This window comes from Flavobacterium sp., from assembly GCF_049318325.1.
Lineage (GTDB): Bacteria > Bacteroidota > Bacteroidia > Flavobacteriales > Flavobacteriaceae > Flavobacterium.
Window position 1 is genome coordinate 1 of record NZ_JBMOGQ010000070.1, and the last position, 11,359, is coordinate 11,359.

General features: G+C 33.4%; 12 protein-coding genes, 1 tRNA gene and 1 pseudogene. 5 read left to right on the forward strand and 9 right to left on the reverse strand.

Annotated features, from left to right (window positions below):
- Positions 1–281, reverse strand: a pseudogene (locus ACOYLP_RS07460) (8-amino-7-oxononanoate synthase); the annotation flags it as partial.
- A 58-nt stretch (positions 282–339) separates the two neighbouring features.
- Entirely contained in the window at positions 340–816 is a 477-nt protein-coding gene (locus tag ACOYLP_RS07465; RefSeq protein WP_422855555.1) for a DUF1761 domain-containing protein, read from the reverse strand.
- A gap of 213 nt (positions 817–1,029) precedes the next feature.
- Between ACOYLP_RS07465 and ACOYLP_RS07470 the strand changes: the two genes are divergently transcribed.
- Positions 1,030–1,884, forward strand: coding sequence for a leucine-rich repeat domain-containing protein (locus tag ACOYLP_RS07470; protein WP_422855556.1), 855 nt, complete (start codon positions 1,030–1,032; stop codon positions 1,882–1,884).
- Positions 1,885–1,978: 94 nt separating this feature from the next.
- Here the strand turns inward: ACOYLP_RS07470 and ACOYLP_RS07475 are convergent, their stop codons facing one another.
- A complete protein-coding gene (locus ACOYLP_RS07475; RefSeq protein WP_422855557.1) occupies positions 1,979–2,431 on the reverse strand; it encodes a KTSC domain-containing protein in 453 nt (150 codons plus the stop codon).
- A 241-nt stretch (positions 2,432–2,672) separates the two neighbouring features.
- On the opposite strand from ACOYLP_RS07475, the gene ACOYLP_RS07480 reads away from it, so the two are divergent.
- Positions 2,673–2,745, forward strand: a tRNA-Met gene (locus ACOYLP_RS07480).
- A gap of 118 nt (positions 2,746–2,863) precedes the next feature.
- Here ACOYLP_RS07480 and ACOYLP_RS07485 read toward each other — a convergent pair.
- On the reverse strand, positions 2,864–3,352 hold the full coding sequence (locus tag ACOYLP_RS07485; RefSeq protein WP_422855558.1) for a DUF4468 domain-containing protein: 489 nt from the start codon (positions 3,350–3,352) through the stop codon (positions 2,864–2,866).
- 482 nt (positions 3,353–3,834) lie between these two features.
- On the opposite strand from ACOYLP_RS07485, the gene era reads away from it, so the two are divergent.
- Positions 3,835–4,719, forward strand: a complete 885-nt coding sequence (gene era / locus ACOYLP_RS07490) for a GTPase Era (RefSeq protein WP_396140173.1) — start codon at positions 3,835–3,837, stop codon at positions 4,717–4,719.
- A gap of 121 nt (positions 4,720–4,840) precedes the next feature.
- Positions 4,841–6,151 (forward strand): ribosome biogenesis GTPase Der, encoded by a 1,311-nt coding sequence (der, locus tag ACOYLP_RS07495; RefSeq protein WP_422855559.1) that lies wholly within the window; start codon positions 4,841–4,843, stop codon positions 6,149–6,151.
- 51 nt (positions 6,152–6,202) lie between these two features.
- Here the strand turns inward: der and ACOYLP_RS07500 are convergent, their stop codons facing one another.
- The 5 genes from ACOYLP_RS07500 to ACOYLP_RS07520 all read right to left on the reverse strand — a co-directional run bounded on the left by ACOYLP_RS07500 (position 6,203) and on the right by ACOYLP_RS07520 (position 9,450).
- Positions 6,203–7,030 (reverse strand): TPM domain-containing protein, encoded by an 828-nt coding sequence (locus tag ACOYLP_RS07500; RefSeq protein ID WP_422855560.1) that lies wholly within the window; start codon positions 7,028–7,030, stop codon positions 6,203–6,205.
- Positions 7,031–7,033: 3 nt separating this feature from the next.
- Complete coding sequence (locus ACOYLP_RS07505) at positions 7,034–7,471, reverse strand: TPM domain-containing protein (protein WP_422855561.1); 438 nt, start codon at positions 7,469–7,471, stop codon at positions 7,034–7,036.
- Positions 7,472–7,480: 9 nt separating this feature from the next.
- On the reverse strand, positions 7,481–8,074 hold the full coding sequence (locus ACOYLP_RS07510; protein WP_422855562.1) for a LemA family protein: 594 nt from the start codon (positions 8,072–8,074) through the stop codon (positions 7,481–7,483).
- Positions 8,075–8,137: 63 nt separating this feature from the next.
- Positions 8,138–8,470, reverse strand: coding sequence for a MerR family transcriptional regulator (locus ACOYLP_RS07515; RefSeq protein ID WP_422855563.1), 333 nt, complete (start codon positions 8,468–8,470; stop codon positions 8,138–8,140).
- Complete coding sequence (locus tag ACOYLP_RS07520) at positions 8,470–9,450, reverse strand: peptidoglycan DD-metalloendopeptidase family protein (protein WP_422855564.1); 981 nt, start codon at positions 9,448–9,450, stop codon at positions 8,470–8,472. The genes ACOYLP_RS07515 and ACOYLP_RS07520 overlap by 1 nt, the downstream gene beginning before the upstream one ends.
- Positions 9,451–9,643: 193 nt before the next feature.
- On the opposite strand from ACOYLP_RS07520, the gene alaS reads away from it, so the two are divergent.
- On the forward strand, positions 9,644–11,359 hold a 1,716-nt coding region (alaS, locus tag ACOYLP_RS07525; protein ID WP_422855565.1), incomplete at its 3' end, for an alanine--tRNA ligase.

Sequence of the window (11,359 nt, forward strand, 5' to 3'; positions counted from 1 at the left end):
AAATTTTTGAAAATAAAATTCCGAATAAAAGTTTTGATACATTGATCTCTTTCTCCAAATGATTCTAACTTATTCAAATCAAGGTATTGTGCTAGTGCAACTCCAATAAGTGAGTTCTTTTCAAAAATACCAACATAAAAACACTGCATGTTTATAGGTGCCGATTCTTCTAAAACTTTTAAATAGGATGTTTGTAAAAAAGCATTTTCATGCGCCACTTCATCCCATTTTTTGGGAAGTTGTGCAATAGTAGAATAAATTTGATATGTTGTTGTTTCCAATAAGTAAAAAAAATCGCCCTACAAATGTAGAGCGATTTGGGTATAAAAAAATGTTAAACTATTTCCAGCCGCAGATGATTGCGCCCATTATGGTCATGGAAACAATCCAATAACCGGCAGTTATAAGAATGTATTTCCAAGATTTTTGTTCGAATAAGGCGTTAATAGCACTTATTGGGAAAGCAATAAATAAGCCTGCAAAAAAGCCATGCAAAGCACCATGCTTAAAAGTTCTGAAAACATCACCATGAGTTTTCATTAATTCAACATAGACGGAATCAGTGACTTTCCCATTAAATAAGCCTAAAGCTCCCATTTGATGTATTACAATAGTGGGTATGATGAAGGCCAACATAAAAGAAAATAGGATAGTCAATCCGAAAACTTTCAACATGTTAGATTGTTTTGCTTTTTCTTCAGACATTCCGGTTTCATTCATCCAAATAGTTCCGAAAACTTTTGGACTGTACCAAACAAATCCAACTACAAGAGTCACAAGTGCTGAGACTAAAACAGCGTAAAAATTAAATGGCATAATGTTTATTTTAATTGGTTAGTAAATCAAATGTATAAAAATATTTTTATACCATTTTTGACCAATTTTTTAAAGTTTAACTGGAATAGTTTATATATTAGTAAGAAATATTTGTAAAATAACAAGTAAAAAATGCATTTCGTCGATAATATTTGTTTTTAAACGACATTACTTATAATTTTGCCTTGTCACAAACCTCAAATTACAAATGATATGAAAACTATATTTACCTACGTAACACTTCTATTAGTTTCGGCTTCTAGTTTTGCTGAAATATCTTTAACAGAAAAAAATGCTTTAGTTAAATTTAACAAAGCTACCAAAGGATCCCAATGGATTAACAAATGGGATTTAAAAAAACCGGCATCTACATGGTATGGTGTTGAAATTGAGAATGATAAAGTAGTGTCTATTAAATTAGTTAACAATAACCTTAATGGAGAACTGCCAAAAGAAATAGGTGATTTAACTTCACTACAAGTTTTAAATCTTTTTAGAAATAATATAATTGGTGTTTTGCCAGAAACAATTGGTAATTTGAAAAGTTTAACGAAACTGAATATTGCATTTAATCAAGTTTCAGGTTCTTTACCGGAATCTTTAGGCAATGATACCCAATTGAAATCAATTGAGTTACATATGAACAGATTAACAGGTCAATTGCCTGAAGGTATTGGGAACTTATCAAACTTGGAAACACTGTCTTTATTCAATAATGAAATAGATGGTAAAATACCGATGTCATACTATCAATTAAAAACGTTGAAAGTATTATTGTTAAACAGTAATAAACTTAGTGGGAAATTGGATAAAGAAGTTTCAAATCTTTCTTCATTAGAAACATTGAGTTTGTTCGAAAACAAAATGGATGGTCAGGTTCCTTTTGATTTAGAAAAATTAGAAAAATTAAAAGAAATGAATATTTCGTATAATATGTTCAACGGATTAGTTTCTAAAAACTTGTCGAAATTGGACGCCTTAAATATGACGATGGTAAACGAGCAAGGGGTTGCTACAACTTTAAAAGTTTATACCGATAAGAACTCAGCTTTTGCTGCTGATGAATAAAATTTTGTTTAGTTGTTATAATTTAAATTTTGTTAGGTTGAAAGGTCTTGAGAAATCAAGGCCTTTTTTGTTTTAAATTTATTTTAAAAAATGTTTATTCAGCAGCTACCAGTTTTGAAGCGCTCCTATAAATATAGTCATTGTAAATATGCCTTCTGGCGAAGCGACTTGGCGATTCAGCATTAACCATTTTGATATAGATAGGTCTTAAAACGCCAAAATATTCAAATGAACTTCCATCTAGGAAAGTAATATAGAGTACTCCTTTTTCATAGTAGAAATCGGCTATGTTTATACTTGTTGTAATTCGAGTATATTCCGCTTTGTCTTTTTCCAAAGTTTCCGGCGCTATACTTACTAAAAAATGATAAGCCGCAATAATTTCCGCACTTTTCTCTTCTGCTGCCAAACGTTCCGTGTCATCTTGAATTGTATCCGGATGAATATCTTTCATACAGTTTCTGTAAATTGTTTTTAGCTCTTTCAAAGTAGCTGTTTTGGTTACACCAAGTAACGCTCTGTATTCGATAATTTTTTTTGTATTCATTTTGCTAGAATATAACCGATTAGGGTTTTTAATTTTAATTAGTGCAAGTCGACTTTTTGGCCTTAGGCCGTGCAAAAGTAGTTCTTTACTTTATATATTTTAGCAGTCGCTTGAAAATTAATTTTTAGAATGGATAAGCAAGTGAGAGGTTAAGTTGAAGTTCTGGAGGTCAACCTAGTAATAACTTTTTATTTTTTTTCTTGACTTATAAGTTTTTCGTTGTATATTTGCACTCGAACATCGCGGGATAGAGCAGTAGGCAGCTCGTCGGGCTCATAACCCGAAGGTCACAGGTTCGAGTCCTGTTCCCGCTACTAAGTAAGCCATTCAGCAATGAGTGGCTTTTTTATTGCATATAAATTCTAGTAATTGGAAAATCATAAAAAAAGCTATAGAATTCTATAGCTTTAATTAGTAACTAAAATAAAATTATTATTTATTAAGTGCTTTAGTCAAATTACTGATATCTGTGTCAATTCCTTCTTCAGTGAATTTGAATATTTTTTTCATTCCCATTAAGTCCTTTCTTTCGTATTCATATGTCCTACCTCTCATTTGTGTATTGCCATTTCTATGCTCAATTACAAAATTTGTAACATTACAGCTTATTTTACTGCCATTAAAAAGAAAAGTCATAGTGAAAGTTATGACAGAATCCCCTACAAAAGCTTTTCTTACCATTGCTCCATTAAAAATTATTTTCCCTTTTTTTTCATCCGAAAACTTTAAACCTGAACCTTCTACATTATAATTAATAGCAAGCCATTCATTAACATCACTGAATAGATTATTCATTTTTTTTCCTGAAAAATCTAATTCGTAACTCAATTCATATTTTTTTGTAGTTTCATTTATTTTCATCTTTTCTTGAGCATTGACTAAAGAAAATGAGAAAAAGAAAATTAATAATAATTTTTTCATATTATATATTTTTAGTTTGACTCCTACTTCTGTATTTAATTGGCTTTTCGGATTATTCCCAATTTGTATTTTAAATATTTTAACATAAATAAAATTATTAGCATCTACTAAAAACATTTTCTTTGAAAGAGTCAAAGAGAATTTATATTAAACACTTATTTTCAAAAAACTCCGCTCCAAATATATATATTATTTAACAATTGTTGAATTAAATTTAAATTCAAGTTGTTTCAACATTAGTTAAGAGAAGATTATCGGGTTTATATTTAAAAATCCGTATTCAAACAATAAGAAAATCGATTAAATATTAATTAACTACTTTTGCAGCGAAATATATTTCCCTTTGATATAATAATAAAATCGGGAGATTAATAACAGGTCATTTACTAAGCGGTGGATAGATATTGTAGTAATACTTGCTACTAAATAAACTAAAAACCGAAAACGCTTATTGAGTTTTCGGTTTTTTTATTCTAATTGAAATGGAGCACAAGGCAGGTTTTGTAAATATTATTGGTAATCCAAACGTTGGAAAATCAACATTAATGAATGCATTCGTTGGCGAGCGTTTGTCTATAATTACCTCTAAAGCACAAACCACTCGTCACAGGATTTTAGGTATTGTAAATGGGGATGACTTTCAGGTTATCTTATCAGATACTCCAGGAATCATCAAACCGGCTTACGAAATGCAAAAATCGATGATGGACTTTGTAAAGTCGGCATTTGAAGATGCAGATGTGTTGATATATATGGTAGAAATAGGAGAGAAGGAACTGAAAGATGAAGACTTTTTCAACAAAATAATTCACGCTAAGATTCCGGTTTTACTGCTACTGAATAAGATTGACAAATCCAATCAGGAACAATTAGAAGAACAAATAGCCTTATGGAAAGAAAAAGTTCCGAATGCGGAGATTTACCCAATTTCGGCTTTAGAAAACTTTAATGTAAAGGAGGTTTTTGCCCGAATATTGGAATTGATTCCTGTATCGCCGGCGTATTATCCGAAAGATGCCTTGACCGATAAACCGGAACGTTTCTTTGTTAATGAAACCATCCGTGAAAAAATTCTTTTGAATTATGATAAAGAAATACCCTATGCTGTAGAAATTGAAACGGAAGAGTTTCTAGAGGATGAAAAAATCATTCGGATTCGTTCAGTTATTATGGTCGAACGCGACACTCAAAAAGGGATCATCATCGGTCACAAAGGAGGCGCTTTAAAAAAAGTCGGTATGCAATCTCGTGAAGATTTAGAAAAGTTTTTTGGTAAACAAATCCATATCGAATTGTATGTAAAGGTAAATAAGGATTGGAGGAGTAATGCATTTCAGTTACGCCGTTTTGGATATAATCAGAAGTAAAAAGCACTTCAAGAGGGATAAAGGATAAGGCAAAAGTAAAAATCTTATCCCTTGTCCCTTTTCAGTTATCCCTTGACTTTCAACTTAATTAAATTACCTTTGCACCAAATTAAAATAACGCATGAACAATATTGTAGCCATAGTAGGAAGACCAAATGTAGGGAAATCTACTTTTTTTAACCGGTTAATCAAGAGAAGAGAAGCTATTGTTGACTCGGTTAGTGGTGTTACTCGTGATAGAAATTACGGAAAAAGTGAGTGGAATGGAAAAGAGTTTTCTGTAATTGATACTGGTGGTTATATAAAAGGTTCGGATGATGTTTTTGAAGGTGAAATTCGGCGTCAGGTAGAATTGGCCATTGATGAAGCAGATGCGATTATTTTTGTGGTTGATGTAGAAGAAGGCATTACGCCAATGGATGCTGAGGTTGCCAAATTGCTAAGAAAAGTAACTAAGCCAATATTGTTAGCCGTAAACAAAGTAGATAATGCGATGCGTGAAAAAGATGCTGTCGAGTTTTATAATTTAGGTTTAGGTGAATACTTTACCATTGCCAGTATTAGTGGAAGTGGAACAGGCGAATTGTTAGACGAATTAGTAAAAGTATTACCCGAATTACCTGAAGTAACCGAAGAAGAAGCTGCTTTGCCACGGTTTTGTGTAGTTGGTCGTCCTAATGCTGGAAAGTCATCTTTTATTAATGCCTTAATTGGAGAAGACCGATTTGTAGTTACCGATATTGCTGGAACAACTCGAGATTCTATTGATACTAAATACAATCGTTTCGGATTTGAATTCAATTTAGTTGACACAGCCGGAATTCGTAGAAAAGCCAAAGTAAAGGAAGATTTAGAATTTTATTCAGTGATGCGTTCTGTTCGTGCGATTGAACATTCGGATGTGATTATTTTGTTGATTGATGCTACCCGTGGATTTGAAGGACAGGATCAGAGTATTTTTTGGCTTGCCGAAAAGAATCGAAAGGGCGTTGTAATTTTGGTAAACAAATGGGATTTGATAGAGAAAGACACCATGTCAACCCGTGATTACGAAGCCAAAATTCGTGAAGAATTAAAACCTTTTACTGATGTGCCTATTTTGTTTGTATCAGCCTTAACCAAACAACGTTTGTTAAAAGCATTGGAAACTACGGTTCAGGTTTTTGAAAACAGAAAGCAACGTATCCAAACTTCAAAATTCAACGATTTTATGTTGAAATTGATTGAAGCCTATCCACCGCCAGCTTTAAAAGGAAAATATGTAAAGATTAAATATTGCATGCAGTTGCCAACACCAACACCACAGTTTGTGTTCTTTGCCAATTTGCCTCAATATGTTCAGGAAGCGTATAAGCGTTTTCTTGAAAATAAAATTCGTGAACACTGGGATTTTTCGGGAGTCCCAATTGATATTTATATCAGAGAGAAGTAATAAAAAAAGCTCGGTCAATTTGATCGAGCTTTTTGTTTTATAAAGAAATAATTACCATCCACCACTAGATCCGCCACCAGAAAATCCGCCACCACCAAAACCTCCACCAAATCCTCCACTGCCAAATCCTCCACCTGAGCTAGAACCTGAACCACCACCAAATCCTCCGCGTCCAAGACTACTCAACAAAATAATATCGGCTAAATCCATTCCGCCACTTCTGCCGCCAGAATTTCCACCATTATTTTTGTTTTTGGCAATAATAATTATAATAATAAATAGGATAATTAAGATCGGAATAATTGGAATATCATCTCCTTTTTTATTTTTCTTTCGTTCGCCTTTATATTTGCCTTTGAATACATCAAATAAAGCATCGGCACCTTTATCTAAACCTTTATAATAACTACCAGCCTTAAATTCAGGGATAATAATGTTTCTAATAATTTCGCCGCCAATTCCAGCAGTTAATCTATCTTCAAGACCATAACCTGGATTAATAGCAATTTTTCTTTCAGCTTTTGATAAAAGAATAATAACGCCATTATCCTCTTTTGCCGAACCTCCAATTCCCCATGTTTGTCCCCATTTTGTTGCAAGAAGACTAACATCTTCGCCTTTTAAACTTTCAATTGTTACAACTACAATTTGTGTTGTTGTTGAATCTGAATAACGGATAAGTTTTTCTTCTAATTGTGTTTTTTCATTAGCACTTAAAAGATTGGCATAATCATATACCGAGGTTTGTAGTTTTGGAATTTCGGGAATAGTATATTGAGCAAAAGTTGGCAAAATACTAAACAAGGTAAACGCTAAAAATAGGATTTTTAAAGAGCCTACGTAATTCGTAACTAGTAATTCGTAATTCGTAATTTTCATAGATTATCCTATTGATATTTCGTTGGAAAGTTCGTTTGTATCATTATCCTGATAAGGAAAATGGGTTTTCAATTGTTCCCCAGCTTTAAGTATACCATCAATTAAGCCTTGTTTGAAATTTCCATTTTTGAAATGAGAAATGATAGTGTCTTTTGTTGTGTCCCAAAAATCAGCAGGTACTTTTTCATTAATTCCTTTATCGCCATAAATCGCAAATTGTTTGCTTTTTATGGCAACATAAATAATGACACCATTACGTTCTTGGGTATTCTCCATTTGGAGTTTACGAAAAACCTCCATCGCTCTGTCAAGTGGGGCGATGGAGGTTTCCTTTTCTATATGCACTCTAATTTCACCAGAAGTATTTTTTTCGGCTATGCCAATAGCAGAAACAATTTCTTGTTCTTCTTCTTTGGTTAAAAAATCTTCTACTTTAGACATGGTGCTCAATTAGAATTTTACTTCAACAGGTTTCTCTGCACCTTCAACCGCTTGGAAATAGGCTTTTTCTTTGAAGCCAAACATACCTGCAAAAATGGAGTTTGGAAAAGTTTTGATGTGAGTATTATATGGTTTAACAGCTTCATTAAAACGAGTTCTTGCCGTTAAAATTTGATTTTCTGTGCTAGCTAATTCATCTTGTAATTTCATGAAGTTCTGATTGGCTTTCAAATCAGGATAACGTTCTACAGAAACTAATAATTTTGATAACGAAGAAGAAACTCCTGATTGTGCTGAATTAAATGCAGCCAATTGTTCTGGTGTAATGTTTGTTGGGTCTACAGTTACTGAAGTTGCTTTTGCTCTAGCTTCGATAACAGCAGTCAAAGTGCTTTTTTCAAAATCAGCAGCACCTTTAACTGTGTTTACTAAGTTTCCAATTAAGTCATTTCTTCTTTGGTAAGAAGTGTTTACATTACCCCAAGCTTCGTTGATAGTTTGTTCGTAACCAACGGCTGTATTATTAATTCCTTTAACCCAGCTGTAAATTCCAAAAATTACAACTACTGCAATAATCCAAGGTAAAAATTTTTTAAATTCCATGTTTGTTTAATTTAATGTTTGCTATTAGTTTTTAAAACGATTTGTTTGTTACAAAAATCAAGATTAAAGTTGATTTTTAATGTTTAATAATTGTGCTTTGACAGTTTCTAATTTGCTAATAATTTCAAACTTGTCAAGCGTTTTCTTTTGCCCTTCTTTCAAATGAGTTTTAGCACCATCAAGCGTAAATCCACGTTCTTTTACTAAATGATATATCAGTAGTAAATTTTTCACATCTTCTGGAGTGAACATTCGGTTGCCTTTGGCATTTTTCTTTGGTTTTAGAATGTCGAATTCTTTGTCCCAAAACCGGATTAGCGATGTGTTTACATTAAAAGCTTTGGAAACTTCTCCAATGCTATAATATCTTTTGTCTGGATTTAGTTCTATATGCATTAGTCTAGTGATTGATTTTCTTGATTAGCTAATTTTGAAATGGCAGTATACTCTGCTGCCGAAATATTTCCGTAATAAAAATTTATTGGGTTAACCACTTTACCATATTTATGCACTTCATAGTGTAAATGTGGCGCTTCACTTCTTCCTGTACTTCCCACGTAACCAATTACATCACCACGTTTCACTTTTTGCCCGACTCTACATTTGTATTTACTCAAATGACCGTATAATGTTTCATACCCAAAACCATGTCGCAAGACAATGTGATTTCCATAACCAGAAGCGGTATTGTCGGCACGTGCTACAATACCATCACCAGTGGCAAAAATTGGTATTCCTGTACTCGCCGTAAAATCCATGCCTTCATGCATTTTTCTCACTTTGGTAAACGGATCACTTCTATATCCAAAACCGGAAGCAATGCGCTTTAATTGCTCATTTTTAACTGGTTGAATGGCTGGTATTGCAGAAAGTAATTTGTTTTTTTCTTTAGCCAGTTTCAAAATTTCATCCAATGATTTTGATTGAATGGCCAACTCTTTCGAAATAACATCAACGCGTTTTGAAGTTTTGATAACCAATTCCGAATTGTTAAATCCTTCTAACTCTTTGTATCGGTTTACTCCACCAAAACCTGCTTTGCGCTGTTCATTCGGAATTGGAGCCGTATTGAAATAAGCTCGGTAAATATTATTATCTCTATCAGCTACATCGGCCAAGACATCGGCAACTTCATCCATTTTTTTATTTAAAATCGCATAACGCAATTTCATTGTTTCAATTTCACGTGCCTGCAATCGGTCTTTTGGAGTTTCTAAATAGGAAGAATTCAATAAAGCCACAAAACATAAAAAACCAAAAAGCCCGGAAGCAAGTAAAAACAAACCTATATATCCTAGCTTTTTAGAGAGTTTTGGATTTATTTTTCGGTAAGCCAAACTTTCAGTATCGAAATAATACTTTACTTTCTTCGCCATTTTTTATTTTATACTATTTTTGTGGGAGTTTTAAAAACAATGGTTATAGGAACAAATTTAACAAATGTTTCTGTTAATCCCTAAATTTATTTTAGGAAGTGGATTTGGTTATTCGTGGATTTGGTTATTTGAATCCAAAAAACAATCAAATCAACAAATAACCAAATTACCAGTTAACCGAATCAACATAAAAATGAAATCACAAGACATTCGTAAACAATTTTTACAATTCTTCGAATCAAAAGGGCACTTAATTGTTCCTTCTGCTCCTATCGTTCTTAAAGATGATCCAACCCTAATGTTTAACAACTCGGGCATGGCACAATTCAAAGAATTTTTCTTAGGCAACGGAACTCCAAAATGTCCTAGAATAGCCGATACGCAAAAATGTCTACGCGTTTCAGGAAAGCACAACGATTTAGAAGATGTAGGTTTTGATACTTATCATCATACCATGTTTGAAATGTTAGGCAATTGGTCATTTGGTGATTATTTTAAAAAAGACGCTATCAATTGGGCTTGGGAATTACTAACCGAAGTGTATAAAATACCAAAAGAAAACTTGTATGTTTCAGTGTTTGAAGGAAATCCAGATGAAAATGTACCGTTTGACCAAGAAGCGTGGGATATTTGGAAAACCTTAATCAATGAAGACCGAATTATTCTAGGTAATAAAAAAGACAACTTCTGGGAAATGGGCGATCAAGGTCCGTGTGGTCCGTGTTCCGAAATACATGTTGATTTACGTACCGAAGAAGAAAAAGCAAAAGTTTCGGGAAAGAGTTTGGTAAACAACGATCATCCGCAAGTAGTTGAAATTTGGAACAACGTTTTCATGGAATTCAACCGTAAAGCGGATGGTTCACTCGAAAAATTACCAGCGCAACACGTAGATACCGGAATGGGCTTTGAGCGTTTGTGTATGGCGTTACAAGGCAAAACTTCTAATTATGACACAGATGTTTTTATGCCGATTATAGAAAAAGTGGAACAAATTACAGGTTTGAAATATACTTCAAACGAAGTCAAAAATATATCTGAAACTCAAAATAAAACCAACATTGCCATCCGTGTAATCGTAGATCACGTTCGTGCTGTAGCGTTTGCTATTGCTGACGGGCAATTACCATCAAATACTGGAGCTGGTTATGTAATCCGGAGAATTTTGCGTCGCGCGATTCGTTATGGCTTTACCTTTTTGAATACAAAAGAACCTTTTATCAACAAGTTGGTAGAAGTTTTGGCAGACCAAATGGGTGAATTTTTCCCAGAAATTAAATCACAACAGCAATTGGTTACGAATGTAATCCGAGAAGAAGAAGCTTCATTCCTTAGAACTTTAGACCAAGGTTTACAATTGTTGGATAATGTAGTTACCAAAACAAAAGGTAACGAAGTTTCTGGTGAAAAAGCATTCGAGTTATACGATACTTTTGGTTTTCCGAAAGATTTAACAGCCTTGATTTTGAAAGAAAAAGGAATGTCGTTTAACGAATCCGAATTTGATACGTCAATGAAAGCACAGAAAGATCGTTCGCGTGCGGCTTCTGAAGTTTCTGCGGAAGATTGGAAAGTTTTGATTCCGGGTAATGTGGAAACATTCGTGGGTTATGACCAAACCGAAAACGACGTAAAAATCACTCGTATCCGAAAAGTAGATTCTAAAAAAGATGGAATTTTGTACCAAATCGTTTTAGATAATACACCTTTTTATCCTGAAGGTGGCGGACAAGTAGGCGATAAAGGAACTTTGGTATCGGCTAACGATACGATTGATATCATTGATACGAAGAAAGAAAATAATTTGATATTGCATTTTGCAAAACAGCTTCCTGAGAATATTGAAGCCAGTTTTGTAGCTAAGGTAAATACTAATTTATTGTCATCGACTTCTAAAAACCACTCGGCT